The organism is Eoetvoesiella sp. (assembly GCF_035555955.1).
GTDB lineage: Bacteria > Pseudomonadota > Gammaproteobacteria > Burkholderiales > Burkholderiaceae_B > Eoetvoesia.
Genome location: NZ_DATMGA010000028.1, coordinates 73,206 through 88,834 on the forward strand (window position 1 = coordinate 73,206; position 15,629 = coordinate 88,834).

Annotated in this window: 17 protein-coding genes; 11 read left to right on the top strand and 6 right to left on the bottom strand. The window is 58.1% G+C overall.

Annotation, left to right across the window (positions count from 1 at the left end; all coding sequences use genetic code 11):
• Position 1 precedes the first annotated feature (1 nt).
• From VNT00_RS08430 to VNT00_RS08445, 4 genes are read left to right on the top strand one after another with little or no spacing between them, the layout of a single operon-like run.
• Positions 2–817 (top strand): ABC transporter permease, encoded by an 816-nt coding sequence (locus VNT00_RS08430; RefSeq protein WP_325586396.1) that lies wholly within the window; start codon positions 2–4, stop codon positions 815–817.
• Between the two features lie 42 nt (positions 818–859).
• On the top strand, positions 860–1,297 hold the full coding sequence (locus VNT00_RS08435) for a Rid family hydrolase (protein WP_325586398.1): 438 nt from the start codon (positions 860–862) through the stop codon (positions 1,295–1,297).
• Complete coding sequence (locus VNT00_RS08440) at positions 1,281–2,081, top strand: alpha/beta fold hydrolase (RefSeq protein WP_325586400.1); 801 nt, start codon at positions 1,281–1,283, stop codon at positions 2,079–2,081. The genes VNT00_RS08435 and VNT00_RS08440 overlap by 17 nt, the downstream gene beginning before the upstream one ends.
• A 35-nt stretch (positions 2,082–2,116) precedes the next feature.
• A complete protein-coding gene (locus VNT00_RS08445; RefSeq protein ID WP_325586402.1) occupies positions 2,117–3,169 on the top strand; it encodes a 2,5-dihydroxypyridine 5,6-dioxygenase NicX family protein in 1,053 nt (350 codons plus the stop codon).
• 125 nt (positions 3,170–3,294) lie between these two features.
• Here VNT00_RS08445 and VNT00_RS08450 read toward each other — a convergent pair whose 3' ends face one another.
• The 6 genes from VNT00_RS08450 to VNT00_RS08475 all read right to left on the bottom strand — a co-directional run bounded on the left by VNT00_RS08450 (position 3,295) and on the right by VNT00_RS08475 (position 9,254).
• Positions 3,295–3,948, bottom strand: coding sequence for an isochorismatase family cysteine hydrolase (locus VNT00_RS08450; protein ID WP_325586404.1), 654 nt, complete (start codon positions 3,946–3,948; stop codon positions 3,295–3,297).
• A gap of 132 nt (positions 3,949–4,080) precedes the next feature.
• Complete coding sequence (locus VNT00_RS08455) at positions 4,081–5,715, bottom strand: sulfatase family protein (RefSeq protein ID WP_325586406.1); 1,635 nt, start codon at positions 5,713–5,715, stop codon at positions 4,081–4,083.
• Between the two features lie 6 nt (positions 5,716–5,721).
• Positions 5,722–6,516 (bottom strand): ABC transporter permease, encoded by a 795-nt coding sequence (locus VNT00_RS08460; RefSeq protein ID WP_325586408.1) that lies wholly within the window; start codon positions 6,514–6,516, stop codon positions 5,722–5,724.
• On the bottom strand, positions 6,513–7,253 hold the full coding sequence (locus tag VNT00_RS08465; RefSeq protein WP_325586410.1) for an ABC transporter permease: 741 nt from the start codon (positions 7,251–7,253) through the stop codon (positions 6,513–6,515). The genes VNT00_RS08460 and VNT00_RS08465 overlap by 4 nt, the downstream gene beginning before the upstream one ends.
• 37 nt (positions 7,254–7,290) lie before the next feature.
• Positions 7,291–8,037 carry an ABC transporter ATP-binding protein gene (locus VNT00_RS08470; RefSeq protein ID WP_325586412.1) on the bottom strand — a complete coding sequence of 249 codons (747 nt, stop codon included), beginning with the start codon at positions 8,035–8,037 and terminating at the stop codon, positions 7,291–7,293.
• A gap of 83 nt (positions 8,038–8,120) precedes the next feature.
• Positions 8,121–9,254 (bottom strand): ABC transporter substrate-binding protein, encoded by a 1,134-nt coding sequence (locus tag VNT00_RS08475; protein ID WP_325586414.1) that lies wholly within the window; start codon positions 9,252–9,254, stop codon positions 8,121–8,123.
• A 194-nt stretch (positions 9,255–9,448) separates the two neighbouring features.
• On the opposite strand from VNT00_RS08475, the gene VNT00_RS08480 reads away from it, so the two are divergent.
• The 7 genes from VNT00_RS08480 to VNT00_RS08510 all read left to right on the top strand — a co-directional run bounded on the left by VNT00_RS08480 (position 9,449) and on the right by VNT00_RS08510 (position 15,498).
• The gene (locus VNT00_RS08480) at positions 9,449–10,387 is read left to right on the top strand and encodes a LysR family transcriptional regulator (protein ID WP_325586416.1); all 939 of its coding nucleotides are present in this window, start codon (positions 9,449–9,451) and stop codon (positions 10,385–10,387) included.
• 193 nt (positions 10,388–10,580) lie between these two features.
• Complete coding sequence (locus VNT00_RS08485) at positions 10,581–11,213, top strand: GntR family transcriptional regulator (RefSeq protein ID WP_325586418.1); 633 nt, start codon at positions 10,581–10,583, stop codon at positions 11,211–11,213.
• A gap of 18 nt (positions 11,214–11,231) precedes the next feature.
• A complete protein-coding gene (locus tag VNT00_RS08490; protein WP_325586420.1) occupies positions 11,232–11,666 on the top strand; it encodes a cupin domain-containing protein in 435 nt (144 codons plus the stop codon).
• Positions 11,667–11,673: 7 nt separating this feature from the next.
• Positions 11,674–12,720, top strand: coding sequence for an ABC transporter ATP-binding protein (locus VNT00_RS08495; protein ID WP_325586422.1), 1,047 nt, complete (start codon positions 11,674–11,676; stop codon positions 12,718–12,720).
• 5 nt (positions 12,721–12,725) lie between these two features.
• Positions 12,726–13,589, top strand: coding sequence for an ABC transporter permease (locus VNT00_RS08500; RefSeq protein WP_325586424.1), 864 nt, complete (start codon positions 12,726–12,728; stop codon positions 13,587–13,589).
• Positions 13,590–13,595: 6 nt separating this feature from the next.
• Positions 13,596–14,402 carry an ABC transporter permease gene (locus tag VNT00_RS08505; RefSeq protein WP_325586426.1) on the top strand — a complete coding sequence of 269 codons (807 nt, stop codon included), beginning with the start codon at positions 13,596–13,598 and terminating at the stop codon, positions 14,400–14,402.
• Between the two features lie 52 nt (positions 14,403–14,454).
• Entirely contained in the window at positions 14,455–15,498 is a 1,044-nt protein-coding gene (locus VNT00_RS08510) for an ABC transporter substrate-binding protein (protein WP_325586428.1), read from the top strand.
• Positions 15,499–15,629 lie beyond the last annotated feature (131 nt).

A 15,629-nucleotide genomic window follows, 5' to 3' on the forward strand; every position in this document is an offset into this window, starting at 1 on the left:
CATGGTTTTCGCTTGGGACAGATTGGCGTTTGCATTGGCCAGGGCCGCGATATGGATGGCGCGCATTTTCGCGTTGACCTTGTTTCTGCTGCCGCTTCTGGTCATTGTGCTGGTGTCGATCAATCCGAGCGGCATCAGTCCTTCGCTGACCAACGGGATCACGTTTCACTGGTTCGCCAACGTATTTTCCGTGACCGAGCTCATGGACGGACTGCGCGCGAGCCTGAAGATCGCCTTGATCGTCACGCCTGCGTCGCTGCTTATCGGAACCTGCGCGGGCTATGCGCAATGGCGCTTCCGGTTCATTCCGCCAAGAGTCGCGGAAACCCTGCTCTCGTTGCCCATTCTGGTTCCCCTGGTTGTTACCGGCTTGGCGCTTTTGAATACTTTCAGCAAGGCCGGGATGAACGTCGGGTTCTGGAATATCGTCATTGCGCACGTGATTCTGGCGTTTCCCTTTACGGCGCGTTTCGTTCTGAATGGGCTTGCCAGATATGACCTTCGGCTTGACGAAGCGGCGCAAAGCCTGGGCGCGGATCCTGTCAGGGTGTTCTGGCGCGTCACGCTGCCCTTGCTGCGTCCCGCGCTGTTCGCCAGCACACTTTTCAGCTTCGTGGTGTCGTTCGACGACTTCGGGGTGGCGATCTTCCTGATCGACGCCCATACCGTGACTCTGCCCATTGCGATGTACCAGTATTTTGAGTGGAACGTCGATCCGACGCTGGCTGCGTTGTCGGCCATGCTGGTCGGCATCGCATTGCTGATAGCCGTCGTATGCGAGAAAACAATCGGACTCGAGCGGTTTGTGGGCGTATAGGATTCGCTTCGGTCTTTCTATCAACCAGACGAAGAGGGAAAAATGATTTGGACACCGATTATTCCACCTGGATCGGCAAAGCCGCTGGCGCCGTATGTGCCAGGCACCAGGGCGGGCGATGCGATTTACGTATCCGGCACTTTGGCGCTGGATTCCACCGGGCAGACCGTAGGCCCGGGCGATGTTCGCGCGCAGACGCGCTGCGTGCTCGATGCCATACGCAAGGTGCTCAACGCGGAGGGAGCGGATCTGGAGGACGTCGCCTACAACCAGATATTTCTGAAGAACCGGGCCGACTACGCCGCCATGAACGAGGTATACGCGGAGTACTTCGGCGAGGCGCCTCCGGCGCGCTACTGCATCATTACCGAGCTGGTGAAGCCTGAATTCCTGATCGAAATAGCCAGCACGGCTTACCTTGTGTCCGCGAAGGGCGATGCCTCGGCGGACGGGGCGGGGAGGCATGATGCCGTTCGCTGATATCGCCGGCGGGCAACTGTACTACGAGAGCCACGGAGAGGGCTTCCCCTTGATATTCAGTACGGGCATGGGGGGCGTGGGCGCCTATTGGGCTCCTCAGATCGCGGAGTTTGCCAAGCACTACCGCGTGATCGTCTACGACCATCGCGGCACAGGGCGCAGCACGAAATCCGTCATGAAGTATTCCGTTGAGCTTTTGGCCCAGGATCTCATCGATCTCATGGATAGCCTGGGCATCGCCGAAGCCGATGCCGTGGGTCACTCGACGGGAGGCATGCTCATGCAGGCCGCGCTGGTGGATCATCCGAAGCGGTTCCGGCGCGCGGTTTTCTACGGCACGCGGGGCAATGCCGACCACTTCACCAAGCTGGCGATGGGGATGCGGCTGGCGTTGCTGCGCAGCGACGGGGTGGCGGCGTATCGGCGCAGTACGCCGATTTTTCTCTACCCCAGCGACTGGATCAGGAACAACGCATCGCTTCTCGAGGCGGCCGACAGGGCGCTGGTCGAGTCCGACTTCAATGCCGAGATCATGGCGTCGCGCATCGAAGCGGTTCTGAATCACGATCAGCTTGGCCGGGTGCACCGCATTGCCTCTGAGTCGCTGGTGATTTGCGCCCAGGACGACTTCCTGACCCCGCCCTATTATTCGCGCGAGCTGGCCGCCCTGATTCCGGGCGCCAAGCTGGTGTTTATTGGGTATGGCGGCCACGCCTGTTCCCAGACCAATCCTTCGGAATTCAACAGCGCGGTGTTGTCGTTCTTGACCGCCGGACATGAATAACCGGGCCCAGCGCCCTCACGTAAAGCGGAAGAATCATGGAAATCTCGAATACGATTCAATTATTTAGTCTATTCCGTAAAGAATTTGAGCTTTGCAACCTCAGGCAAGGCGAAACCGTCATTCTGCTGACCGACGCCAGTTCTCCCAGGGAGTACGTGGCCGCGGGGTTCGCCGCGGCCAACGACCTGGGGGCGAACGCCTACGAAATCGGAATCAGCAAGAATCCCGATAGAACCCGGATAGGCGTCGATGCGATAGGGTCAGCCAACGGGCTGCTCGACGCGCTCAAGGCTTGCGACCTGCTGTGCGCGCTTCATTTTCCCAATTTCTCCAAATGGGTGCGTGAGGTCAGGGCGGCCGGGACCCGGGTGCTTTCCATTGTTGATCATCCAGACGAGCTGCGCCGCCTGCAGTCGCCGCCGGGACTGAAGAACGCGGTACTGACGGCCGCCGAATTGTGGGGGGCGGCGCGCACCATCCGGCTGACCAACCGGGCCGGCACCGATCTTCAATGGAAGCGCGGAGAGTTCCCGGTCAAGGTGCAGTACGGTTTTGCCGAAGAGCCGGGCCGCTTCGACCACTGGGGCGCCGGCCACATCACCAATTTTCCGGATGAAGGAACGGCGAACGGCGTGGTGGTCATTCAGCCCGGCGACCTGTGGGTGCTGCCCTACGTTCGCGTCGTTGAAAGCGAAATACGCCTGGTCGTGCGCGACGGCTTCATCCGGGAAGTCAGCGGCGGGATGGACGCCAAGGCCTTCAAGTACTGGCTCGACCGCAACAAGCGCTCGGCGGACGATATCGATCCTTATGCGGTGTCACATCTAGGATTCGGACTGCATCCCGGCGCGCACTGGGACCAGATACTGCTGCACGGAAACCAGCAGAACCGGATCAACGCCTCCGGCCGCGTGTTTGCCGGAAATTTCCTGTTCTCCACCGGCCCGAATTCCGACATGGGCGGCAAGCGCGATACGGCGGGACATATCGATATGCCGATGGTCGAGTGCACCGTGGAACTCGACGGAAAGGTGGTACTCGAGGACGGGAAATTCGTGGACGAAAGATTGATCGTGCAGCCGGCCTGACTCTGACTTATTGATTGGCGGCGATGAGGCGGCGCAAGGGCGGGTTGCCCATGCGCCCGGAAAGAGCGGCTAGATCCCCCTTAAAGCAGTCCTGGGCTGCTTTGCGGCGTTGCAGCCCCTGCCATTCATGCCGTCACGGGCTCCGCCATCTTCACTTTTTCCATCATTTCGTCCACGGTCATGACATGCGCCGTGGAGACGGAAAGAATGGCCAATGTTGCCTTGTGAACCTCGGCTGCCGACATCGCGCCGTAGCCGACATCGGGGTAGTCGAAGGTGCCGGTGGCATCGGAAAGAAACGCGACGCGGTAGTTGCGGAACATGGCGTCACGCGCTGTGGCGTGGCAGCAGTTTTCGGTGGTCGTGCCGGTAACGATGACCGATTCTATGCCCCATTCGCGCAAGATGATGTCCAGGTCGGTGCCGAAGAACGCGCTGTATCGGTGCTTTTTGATGATGTGCTCGCCGGGGGCCGGGGCCAGGTCGGGGTAGATTTCAATACCAGCGGTTTCGTCGACCAGGCCCTGCTTGCTGGCGATGGGCGGCCATAGGTCGTCGAACAGTCCGGCGTCGGATCCGTCGCGTCGGTGCGCATGGGTCGTGTAGACAATGCGGATCCCTTCCTTGCGGCAGAAATCCAGTGCGCGTGCCAGGTTCGGCACCATGGCGCGGGCGGCGGGCGTGTCCATGGGAGCGCCGGCGGCAACGAAATCGTTCTGCATATCCACGACGATCATGGCCGTCTTTCTGGGATCGAGAGATTGAATCTGATATGGCATTGCAGTCTCCTTTAGGTGTTGTGGGAGTGAAAGCGCATACAACGACGACGAGGCATATTGCGTGCGCAAGCTCCCACCATAATTCCGGCGGAGCCGGGTTTCAAGCGGAGAAACATTACGTTGCCAGCGTGTTCATGCCGCATATCTAGGCCACGGGCTTAAATCCGCGGCGTCCATTTCAGCCATGGCCAGCTCTTCGATCAGTTGACTTTTGATGTCCGCAAAGCTGGGGTTGTTCCATTGGTTCGCCAGTTCGTGAGGGTCTTCCAGCAGGTCGAAGAGTTCGCTGTGTCCGGTGCGTCCGTATATGCTTAGACGATATCGCGCCGTGATCAGGGTTCGGATGCGGGGTGCGACGGAGAATCCCAGGTGCGGGGCCTGCGCGTCGTCTTCGACCAACACCGAGCTTGGCGGATTGGGCGTTTGATCGGCGTCGATGTCGGGAATCAGGCTACGCCCTTGCAGGCCGTTGTACGGATGAATGCCGCAGCGTTCGAGTATGGTGGCCGAGATATCGATGCTGGAGCAGAGGTGCGGGCTTTGAAGCTGGTTCTTCCGAGCCTGGGGGTCGCGCCAGATCAAGGGCACTCGCAGTAATCCCTGCAGGTGCAGCGGGCCCTTCAACAGCAGGGAATGATCGCCCAGGAAGTCTCCGTGATCGCTGGTAAAGATAATGACCGTGTCGTCGACCTGCCCCGTTTCGCGCAGTGTGGCCAGCACATTGCCGATGGCATCATCGATCATGGTGATCATGCCGAAGGTCAGGGCGATGGCTTCCTTGGCTTCGTGCTCGAGCACATTGAAGGCGCCGAAGCTTTGATCCGAGGGGCGTCGTTTTCTTCTTTCGTTGCGCGCCCATTGCACCTGCGGCAGCACGTCGTCGGGGCAATGAAATGATTCGGGGACGACTTGGTCGTCCGGTTTGTACATGTCCCAATATCGTCCGGGTGGTGTAAATGGATGATGGGGATCGGGAAACGAGATAGTCAGGAAAAAAGGTTGGTTGGGGTGCCGGGCGGCATGCTCTTTCAGGTAATGGATGGATTCGTTTTCGATGTAGCGGGTCGGGTAAAGCTCTTCCGGCATGCGGGTGCGCCAGGCCTGGGGACAGGAATACGTGTGAGCCAAGCTGTTTTGAGGGCCCGAGAGTGTGGCGGGATCGTAGCCTTGGCCTTGCAGCCAATGGCGGTAGTGGCCGCCTACGAGATCGCCGTGTTCCGTGCAGAACTGAACGTGCTCGAATCCATAGAAAGGGGTCTGCACTTGTAACGGATGATCCATGTTCCAACGGCTGGCCAGTTCCTGGCCATAGTCGTCTCCAGGACGGTAGCGTACGGCTTCCGAGGCGGAGGCGGGGGGCATCCACAAACCCGCTGCCGCTTTGGGTGGATTGACCATGGGCGGCATTTCATACATGTTCTGCAAATGGCTTTTTCCTATCAGGGCCGTTCTATAGCCCCTGAGCCGCAGTAGTTCGACGAAGGTGTTTTCCTGCAGCGACAACGGAATGCCATTCATGCGTACACGGTGAACGGAAGGGCGGCGCCCTGTGAATATGGATGCTCTGTTGGGCATGCATACCGGGCTGGCAACGTAGCATCGGTCGAAGCGGGTGCCGTGTTGGGCCAGGGCGTCGATGTGCGGCGTGTTGATGCGCGTTTGGCCATAGCAGCCGAGATGGTCGGCGCGCATCTGGTCCGTCATGATCAGGATGACATTGGGTGGGCGGTGATTACCCCGATTTTCTGTTGCAGTACTTTGCTTCATGGTGATTTAATTTCCGTTTTTTTCCAATCCGTTATGCCAGCGCAGCAGCTTTGTCTTGCTGAACTGAATGAATGCCAGATCCGTGACGATGCTGATGGCGCCGATGACCAGTATTCCCAGGATGACTTCATCGAAGCGACCGTTGTTCATGCCATTCATGATCAGGAATCCGAGCCCCGAGGTGCTGGCTATCATTTCGGCGCCGACCAGGGCGACCAGGCCTATCGACCAACCCAGGCGCAGGCCGGTAACGATGTCGGGTAGCGCTGCAGGCAGGGTCACCAGGAAGAACATTTGGCGGTGATTCATGTCGAGCGAGCGTGCGGCACGCAGCAGGTTGAAGTCGATTTGTTGAACGCCCTTCAACGTGGTTATGAACACCGGAAAGAACGAAGTCAGGGCAATGAGGAAGATTTTCGACTCCTCACCGATGCCGAACCAGATCAAGGCCAGGGGAATCCAGGCAAGCGGTGGAATGGGCCGCAGTGTTTCGCATAAAGGCAGGAACATAAGGCGCAGGATGCGGTAACTTCCCAGGAGGGCGCCTATCAGTACGCCCAGGAGCGAGCCGAAGAAGAATCCCGCTACAAGACGTTGTCCGCTGATCTGAATGTATTCAAGCAGCTTGCCGGTGCTTAGTTCTTGCCATGCCAATTGAAAGACGATGGCCGGCGCGGGCAGAACGGTTTCTGATACCAGCTTGCTGATTAGTGCCAGTTTCCATGCGGCGAAGATGAGGACGATGGTGGCCAGCAGGTAGGCGAGGGGGCGAGGGTCGAATCTCGAATGGCTTTTCGTCATGATTCGCTCCGGTGATTCCATGGCAGCAGCTTTTGTTCCAGCAGGTCCAGCGCCTTGGAGGCCGCCAGGCCGAGGAAACCGATGACAAGCATGCCGACCATGGTGATGTCCGTGCGGAAGGAGTTGCGTGCCTCCATGATCAGCGAACCCAGCCCGTGAACGGTGGCTATCATTTCCGCTGCTACGATGATTGTGAAACAGGCGATAAGCGCTACCCGCAGGCCCGTGAAAATGCGCGGGAGCGCGGCGGGAAGAATCACTTGCCGGAAAATGTCCCGGGTTTCCATATCCATGGACATGGCCGCCCGGATGAGCAGGGGGTCGATAAGCTTGACGCTGCTGATGGTGTAGGTGACGATGATCCAGAAGGCGCCGAAGCCAATGAGCATTATTTTCGACAACTCGCCAATGCCGAACCAGGCAATGAACAAAGGTAGTACGCTGATGGCGGCGATCGACCGTCCAAACGTGACAATGGGGTAGGCAAGCCTGTCCATGCTGCGGTAGTAGCCCGTTGCCAGTCCTAGTGGAACGCCCACCAATACCGCCCCGAGAAACCCAAGGGCTATCCGCTTCAGGGTCACGGCGATATGGATGGAGATTACGATGCCGTCGGGGAAGCCATTGGTGGCAATGTCGTACAGGGCCAATAGCAGATCGCTGGGAGGAGGAAACAAAAATGGCGAAATCAGCCCGGCCTTGGAAAGAATTTGCCAGGCGGCGAGAGCGGCAGCCATGGTACCCATGCCAAGCAGGCGATTGCTTGAAGCAATATCAGGAAAGCGCATTCTGGATCTCGTTTTCTAGAGCAAGGCATTGCAGGTTGGTGCGCTCCCGAGGACGGGGGAGGTCTATGATGTATTCCGATCCAAGCCGCCCGGGATTGGGCTTGAGCACGATGACGCGGTCGGCAAGCATCAGCGCCTCGGTCACGCTATGCGTCACGAACACAACGGTCTTTTTCTGTGCTTCCCATATCTGCAGGATTTCCCGCTGCATATCCAGGCGGGTCAGCTCGTCCAGCGCGCCGAACGGCTCGTCCATGAGGAGTATCTTGGGATTCAAGGCAAGGGTGCGTGCAATGGCAACCCGCTGCTGCATGCCGCCCGAAAGTTCGTAGGGGTATTTGTCTTCGAATCCCTTCAGGCGTACGAGCTCGATGAGTTCGTCAGCCTGCCTGGATGACTCGCTGGGAGATAGCCCGCGCTGCTTGCAGGCGAACAGAATGTTCTTGCGTGCCGTCAACCAGGGGAAAAGGCCGAATTGCTGGAAGACCACCCCTTTGCCTTTGCCGGGACTCGTTACTTTTTCATCACCCACCCAGATCTCGCCGGACGAGGGGGTGAGAAAGCCGGCGATCATGTTCAAAAGAGTGGTCTTGCCGCAGCCGCTTCTGCCCAGCAGGCAAACGAACTCATTGGGCTTGATGGCTAGATCGACGTCTTGCAGGGCCGGTACGTTGCGGCCGTCGGTGGATCGATAGGTTTTGGAAACCTGCTTGATCTGGATCCCGTTGCTCATTGCTTTCATCCTCTTGCGCGGAACGGTGGTTGTTGGCGTGGTGCCGGCGCCGCTGTTGTTATTGCTGATTCCGGCGCAGGTATTTATTTGGCGCCTAGATCGACCAGGTTTTTGTCGATTTGGGCGAGCGGTGCGCCATCCGTCAGCTTCATGACGTCCACAGGGCGCCGCAGCCTGCCCGTGCGGGAGAGAAAGCCCAGTACCGCATCCATGTCGTCCAGATACCCTTTGTCGAGCGCCAGGCTGTTGGTATTGTCTTTCAGGATGGCATGATCGACCTTGGGGTCTTCTTGAAAGAATTTCGAATAGATATCGACGACTTGATCGTAGTTCTTGGGGTCGGAGATGAATGCCTGCGCCTTGATATAGGCGCGCAGCAAGGCCTTGACAGTATTTGGATTGGACTTCACGAAGTCTGCGGTCGAGGCCAGGACGGTACGGGTATAGTCGATTCGTTGCGCTTCGCCCCTGTTGCCGCTGAAGTTGCTGGTTGTGCCTGTGTGTATAAGGTCGACCTTTTCCTTTTGCTGGGCTTGGTGGATCCAGGGCTGCCACGTGACCATGCCGTCGATGGCTCCGTTCGACAGACTGGCCATTTGAGCTGGAGGAGGAAGGTTGGTGATCTGTATCTTGGCGCAATCCACGTTGTATCGAGTGCAAAGCAGTTGCAGCATTTGTTCGGCGCCCGAGCCTTTGAGCAGCCCGATCTTCTTTCCCTCTAGTTGTTTGGGAGTGGTAATGCCTGCCGAGCTCCGCACCACGACGCCCATGGTGCGATCCACGATAGCCAGGCTGGCCAGTACCACCACAGGCAGGCCGTTGCTGCGCAGGGTCAACACCGGGGCCTGGGTGGGGTTGCTGACGTCCACGGCGCCTGAAACCATGGCTTCAAGCTGCATCATCCCGGCAGGGAAAGTTTTCAGGTTTACCTTTGTAAAACCTTCTTCCTTGAAATACCCGTTGTGTGCGGCAATGATGGCGTGGCCGCCAGCGCCCCATCCTGGGCCAACGCCGATATTGATCTCCGTTTTTTCCAGAGCGTCTTGGGCCTGAGCCTGGGCCGCCGTGGCGCAGGCAAACGATGCTGCGCATGCCAAGACAGCCATTCCCGCGAATTTGCCGACAGTGCGTTGCAGTATGGAGCGAGCGTGTTTCGCCCCTGTTTGACCCGGGAGTCTTTCAGGGGTACGGGCTTTGGCTGTTGTGCCGTTCATCATGGTTTGTCTCCTGATGTTAGTCGTTATTTATTGACTGATTATTATCGAGATGGTTGTTTGCGCTCTCGACCATGTTTGCTGCGCGGGTGGGGAGCTCTCTTTCGAGCATTCTAGGTGAGCGGTCGTCTCGATGGGTACTAAGATTTTCCGTCATGCGATAATCAGGCGGTTATTACCTGCTTGAGGCGTCTTCCATGACCGATGATTTGTACGATCAGTTGCCCAGGCGGCTTAAATTGCGCGAGTTGAGGATACTGTTGGCTGTGGCGGACTGTGGCAGCTTTCATGGCGCGGCGCGCGCAATACATGTGTCCCAACCCGCAATTACCAACGCAATCGCCAGCCTGGAAGAGGCCCTGGCCGTCAGGTTGTTCGACCGTACTCCACAGGGGGTGCAGCCGACTCCGCACGGCATCAATTTCATTCTTCGGTCAAGAGCCATTTTCGGCGAAATCAAGCTTGCCGTTGATGAGATAACGGCGGTGTCCACCGGTGCGCAAAAAGTGCTTCACGTGGGGACGGTGCCCTTGCCGGCCAGCGGGATATTGCCAGTCGCCTTGAAGCAGTTGCATGATCAGTACCCAGGGATCGAGGTTTCTGTTCTTGAGGCGTCGGAGCAGGTATTGGCAACCGCCCTGAAAGCCAGGCGGATCGATCTTTTTATGTCACGAATACCTCGCGACACACAAGATTCCGCATTTACTTTCGAGACACTGTACGAAGATACGTTATGCATTATCGCCAACCGGAATCATTCCCTTGCTGGTCGCGCACAGCTGAAATTTTCCGACTTGAAGGATGAGGCCTGGGTGCTTCCGCCGGCTGGCTCCTTTTTTCACGACCATATTCAGCGTGCGCTGGGTCAAGGAAGCATTCCGATGCCGCGGCCGACGATGGAAACACTGTCCGCCGCAGTCATGCATGGTTTGATCGGCGCAGGCAATTATGTGGGTTTTTCTACTTGGTCGGTCTGGTCGTTCAATCCGTTGAGACCCATGCTGGCGCAGTTGGATCTGGCGCTGCCGGCGGTCAGGGCGCCCATAGGTGTGGTAGCGCTGAAGGACAGGCCAATCGATCCGCTGGGACAGTCTCTGATAGACGGCGTCAGGCAGTTGGCGCGGGATTCTCGGTAACGGAGGTTTGCCATCTTTGCATTGGATGACCAGTAGGGTGGTTTTCACTCTATTGTGATCTATCACTTGATCTATTACATTATTTGCCCTATATTTTTCATGTCGCTATTCCGGCTTGTTCGCCATGTCTTCGATTTCACGCTCGTCCGATTCCTTGACACATCAGGCGTCTCACCCCGGGAAGGATGCAGGCTTGCTGACCGACGATGCTTATCGCGTCCTGAAATGGAAAATCCTGAGCATGGAGCTGCCGCCGGGCACCTGGCTCAACGAGTTGGGGCTGGTCAAAAGCATTGGATTCAGCCGTGCGCCTATCCATCAGGCTTTGCATCGCTTACAGTCCGATGGCCTAGTGGAGATCCGCCCGCGCAAGGGGGCGTTGGTGCGGGTCTGGTCGCCCGAGGATATCGAGCATTTGATCGAAGCGCGCATCCCGCTGGAGACGACGGTGGTTCGCCTGGCCAGCGCGCGCGCCAGCGATGCCGAGATTGCGGAACTCAATGAGCGAATGGCGCAAGGGCCCGCATTATTGAAAGCCTCCGATCGCGAGGGGCTGGTGATGCTCGATCATTTGTTTCACCAGTCGCTTGCGCGTTTTGCCCGCAATCCGGTTTTGGGCGAGCTGGTGGAGAACATCCATCATCGTTCGATGCTGTTGTGGTACTTGCCGTTATCCGGCCACCAAGAGTATGGCCAGGTCATTACTCAGCATCAAAGCATTCTCGACGCCATCGCCGCGCGCGATGCCGAGGCCGCGATTCGCGCCATGACTGACCATCTATCCACGTTTTCAAATAGCCATTCATCTGTGCACTCGGAGCCTTGATGAATTCTTGTTCGCGCCATGACTAAAGACCACCGTATTCATATCAACTCGCCGGTTGGCGAGGTGCTTGTCACTACCAAAGACCTGGATCCCGAGCGCTGGCTAGACTTTCCCGACATAGGGCTGCGCCAGTACCTGTACTGGGTGCATCCCGAGACCGGCGCCAGCATTGCTTTGCTCGAGTTTGAGAAAGGGGGCGGCATCCCCGTGCGGCATACCCATGCCTCCAACCAGTTCATGTACTGTATCGAGGGCGAGTATGAGTATTCAACAACGGGCCTGCTGCTGCGCCCGGGTGACTTTTATATGAACCCGAAGGATAGTCCGCATGGGCCTACCCTTGCCCACACCCGTTGCCTGCTTATCGAAATGTATGATGGCCGGCACTATTACGAGAAGCCGTCCTACCATACGGATGAAACTTTGGTGGAGCCCACCGGTGGAAGCCAGTGAGGGCGCTATGAGCAAAGCCAAAGTTTCCGTCCGCCAGTTGTACAAGCGCTATGGGGCGACCCTGGCGGCCGATCATATCGACCTGGATATTCGCGAGGGCGAGTTTCTGACTTTGCTGGGGGCCAGCGGCTGCGGTAAAACGACGCTGATGCGCATGATCGCGGGCTTGGAAACAGCGGATTCGGGCTCCATTGTCATCGACGGCAAGGATGTTACGCATCTTCCTCCGCGTCAGCGTCGGCTGGGCATGGTGTTCCAGCAGTATTCTCTTTTTCCCCACATGACCATCGAGGAGAACGTCGGCTATGGGCTGCGCGCGCAAAAGGTGGACCGCGCCACGATCAACGCGCGCGTGCAGGAGATGCTGGAATTGATTCAGCTTCCCCACGTGCGACGGCACAAGCCTGGCCAGTTGTCGGGTGGCCAGCAGCAGCGTGTGGCTCTGGCGCGTGCGCTGGCCACGCGCCCTTCGGTGCTGATGCTCGACGAGCCGCTTGGCGCGCTCGATCTGAAGCTGCGCCGACAGTTGCAGACCGAATTGAAGCATATCCATCGTTCAACAGGCTCGACCTTCCTGTTCGTGACCCATGACCAGGAAGAAGCGCTTTATATGTCGGATCGTATCGCGGTCATGAGGGCGGGCAAAATCGAGCAGCTCGATACGCCGGAGCAAATCTACTTGGAGCCGGCCAGCGAGTTCGTGGCGGATTTTGTCGGCGATGTGTCGTTTATTGAGGGTGAGTACGATCCGGCCGTGTGTTGCTTGATGTTGGGTGACGGCATGATCAAGTGTGAACTCGACCATGCCGGGGGAGCCGCGCGGGTGGCCGTGCGCCCTGAGGGCGCCAGCCTGACGACAGACGCCGATGCGTCGACGCTGCCGGGCGTCATCGCCGAAGTCGCCCAGCAAACCGGCACCACTTTGTATCGTATTGCCCTGTCGGGCGGGCAGGAGATTAAAGTTCGTTCGCTCGGGGTTGTTCACGCGGCAACGATGCTTGGCCAGCCCGTGCGCGTACGGGTGGATCGTTGCGCTCTGGTGGCGAAGGGGTAGCGCTTATGGCCGCAGCAACCGTCGGCAGCATGAAGGGAAACCGGGCTTTGCCTCTTTGGCTGGTTCTTGTCCTGCCCGGAATTCTGCTAGTGGTGGGGGTAATGGTCCTGCCGCTGGTGGACATGGTGGTGATCAGTTTTCGGCATTCCAGCTTCGGCCAGATTTTGCCGGGCTTTACCTTGGCCAATTACATCGGGCTGTTTACCGAGCCGGCCAATCTGACCTTGTTCGCCAATACGTTCATGAGCGCGGCGGCGGTTACGGTTCTGTGCGCGGTGCTGGGGTTCCCCGTGGCGGTTGTGATCACGAACGCTTCGCCCAGATGGCGCGGCGTGCTGTATTTTCTTGTGGCGGCGCCGCTGCTGGTGAATACGGTGGTTCGCACATACGGGTGGCTGCTGATTCTTGGGCGCAAGGGCCTGATCAACGATATCCTGATGGCGTCGGGGTTCATTGACGAACCGCTGGCGCTGACTGGGAATTACCTGGGCATGATCATCGGCGGCACGCAAGTATTCCTGCCTTTCATGATTTTGTCGTTGGCAACGTCGCTAATGGGGATCGACCGGCGTTTGCTGGAGGCGGGGGATATTCTTGGCGCGACGGAGCTGCGCAAGTTTTTCACGATTACCCTGCCGTTGGCCATGCCTGGCCTGATTGCTGGCAGCGTGCTGGTGTTCAGCCTGATGTTGGGGGCGTTCGTCACGCCCCTGATTCTGGGCGGCACGGCCATCAAATACATTTCCGTCAGTGTATATACAGATGCCTTGGTGCTGTTCAACCTGCCCCGGGCGACGGCTCTATCGCTGATCCTGATGGTGACGGTGCTGGTCGTGTACTTTATTCAAAAACGTCTGTCAGGCAGGTAATCCGCCATGAGTACCCGCTCCGCTTCTCGTTTCATGACCAATGCCAGTGCTGTGCTGGTGTACCTGTTTTTGTTGCTGCCGCTGGTTATCGTCGTCCTGTTCAGCTTCAGCGATAAATCGTATTTCAGTTTTCCTCCTCACGGCTTTTCGTTGCAGTGGTACAAAGCGGCATGGGCATCGGGGCAGTTCGGTGTGCCGGCCCTGCGCAGTGTCGTGCTGGCCGTGCTGGCCACGGCGATTGCCACGGCATTCGCGATTCCCTCGGCCATGGCGTTTCGTCGGCTGCGCCGTGGTTTGTTGCGCGACGTGCTGGAGTTTGCGCTGTTGTCGCCGCTTATCGTGCCCGCGCTCATCATCGGGATTGCGCTGTTGTACGCCTTCAACCGCATTTACCTGATGGATACCTTTACCGGCTTGCTGATCTCGCATGTGCTGCTGGTGTACCCGTTCATGTTTCGGGCGCTGCTGACCAGTGTGCTGGGTTTGCCGCAATCGTTGCTGGATGCTTCCGAAATGCTGGGGGCGCAGCCGCATTACACCTTGCGTCACGTGATCTTGCCTTCACTGGTGCCGGGAATTGTATCGGGAGCCATTTTTGCGTTCATCATCTCGATGGATCAATTCACGGTCAGCCTGTTTGTGACGCAGTCCGAGCAGATCGTGCTGCCGGTCGCCATCTACAAGTATCTCTACGATGTCAACGACCCTGTCGTGGCCGCTGTATCCACAATATTGGTGGTATTCGGGTTGCTGATCGCCGTCATTATCGACCGCTTGGGCTGGCTCAAGCACCTGGGCAGCGCGGGCGCTTGAACTTTTTGTTCTTGCGCTGGCCGCTCGTCTTATAACCATAATGGAGCACAACATGACCATCGACTTGAATCGCCGCAGAATATTGGCCGCTGGTAGCTTGCTGGCCACCGCCGGGCTGCCTCTGCTTTCCGCCCGTGCCGCTGAAATGGAGCGCATCGCCGTGGGGTGGTACCCGGGGTTGCTTGGGTCGAACTTCCGGCACGGCTACCTGGATACCTACCAGTACGCCAGCTCTGTCAAGATTATCGAGTCGTTCGATAACGCCAGGTTCACGCAGATGCAGGCCAATCGCAATCGGCCCAATCTGCACGTGGGCGTATTCACCGACGTGCTGCTTCCGCTGATTGCGCGTTCCGGCCTGGTGACCAAGCTCGACGTTACCAGAATTCCCAATCTGGCCTCTTTCGATCCCCACGTGCCGCGCCCTGTCGGCGATCTGGCTGCGCCAGTGACCTACGGTTCCTGGGGAATTGCCTACAACAGCAAGTACATCAAAGAGCCGCTTACCGGCTGGGGTGATTTGCTGCGTAGCGATTTGAAAGGCCATGTGTCGGCGCCGAATATTACCTATAACTCCTCGGTGTATACCCTGGACGCGATGGCCAAGCTCAAGGGGGGCAGTTTACGTGACCCGGCCGGCGGAATGGAGCTGATGCATCAAATTCGAAGCAGCGGCCCTGGGCTTTGGGATCAGGAAAGTATTGCCGTGGGTTGGCTTAAAACCGGAGCGATCTGGGCCACGCCGTATTTCAGCGGCAACGTGCTGGCCATGCAGCGTGATCCCGACCTCAAGGATTTGCGCTTTTGCCTGCCGAAGGAAGGGGCCTACTCGTTGCCCATGAGTGTGACGCGTGTCGTGAACTCGACCGGAGGCGATGCCCCCGAGGCTTTTCTGAATCATATGTTCGGCGTAAAGGCCCAGGAGGCATTCGCCAAGTTCGGCGGCGGCCGCCCGGTGAACACCAAGGCCGCCGTTCCTGCCGAAGTGGCCGCGATCGTGCCGCCCGCGCAGGAGCTGCAATCGCTGGATTGGGAGTATTTCGCGGCGAAGCGCCAGGAAATCGTCGACCAATGGGCGAAAATCGTTAATCGTTAATCGTTAATCGTTAATCGTTAATCGCTGGCAGGTCACTTGGTTCCTCAATGATGCCGTAGTTTTGCGCAGTGATATTTGCATTCACTGGGAAGGGTAGCGGAGCTACGGGATGTCCTATAGTTGTTGTCATA

Bases quoted from the DNA above. Each gene is read 5' to 3' on its own strand.
- VNT00_RS08455 (WP_325586406.1), bottom strand. From the start codon at position 5,715: ATGAAGCAAAGTACTGCAACAGAAAATCGGGGTAATCACCGCCCACCC.
- VNT00_RS08500 (WP_325586424.1), top strand. From the start codon at position 12,726: ATGGCCGCAGCAACCGTCGGCAGCATGAAGGGAAACCGGGCTTTGCCT.
- VNT00_RS08505 (WP_325586426.1), top strand. From the start codon at position 13,596: ATGAGTACCCGCTCCGCTTCTCGTTTCATGACCAATGCCAGTGCTGTG.
- VNT00_RS08470 (WP_325586412.1), bottom strand. From the start codon at position 8,037: ATGAGCAACGGGATCCAGATCAAGCAGGTTTCCAAAACCTATCGATCC.
- VNT00_RS08480 (WP_325586416.1), top strand. From the start codon at position 9,449: ATGACCGATGATTTGTACGATCAGTTGCCCAGGCGGCTTAAATTGCGC.
- VNT00_RS08460 (WP_325586408.1), bottom strand. From the start codon at position 6,516: ATGACGAAAAGCCATTCGAGATTCGACCCTCGCCCCCTCGCCTACCTG.
- VNT00_RS08440 (WP_325586400.1), top strand. From the start codon at position 1,281: ATGATGCCGTTCGCTGATATCGCCGGCGGGCAACTGTACTACGAGAGC.
- VNT00_RS08495 (WP_325586422.1), top strand. From the start codon at position 11,674: ATGAGCAAAGCCAAAGTTTCCGTCCGCCAGTTGTACAAGCGCTATGGG.
- VNT00_RS08445 (WP_325586402.1), top strand. From the start codon at position 2,117: ATGGAAATCTCGAATACGATTCAATTATTTAGTCTATTCCGTAAAGAA.
- VNT00_RS08435 (WP_325586398.1), top strand. From the start codon at position 860: ATGATTTGGACACCGATTATTCCACCTGGATCGGCAAAGCCGCTGGCG.
- VNT00_RS08490 (WP_325586420.1), top strand. From the start codon at position 11,232: ATGACTAAAGACCACCGTATTCATATCAACTCGCCGGTTGGCGAGGTG.
- VNT00_RS08450 (WP_325586404.1), bottom strand. From the start codon at position 3,948: ATGCCATATCAGATTCAATCTCTCGATCCCAGAAAGACGGCCATGATC.
- VNT00_RS08465 (WP_325586410.1), bottom strand. From the start codon at position 7,253: ATGGCTGCCGCTCTCGCCGCCTGGCAAATTCTTTCCAAGGCCGGGCTG.
- VNT00_RS08475 (WP_325586414.1), bottom strand. From the start codon at position 9,254: ATGATGAACGGCACAACAGCCAAAGCCCGTACCCCTGAAAGACTCCCG.
- VNT00_RS08430 (WP_325586396.1), top strand. From the start codon at position 2: ATGGTTTTCGCTTGGGACAGATTGGCGTTTGCATTGGCCAGGGCCGCG.
- VNT00_RS08510 (WP_325586428.1), top strand. From the start codon at position 14,455: ATGACCATCGACTTGAATCGCCGCAGAATATTGGCCGCTGGTAGCTTG.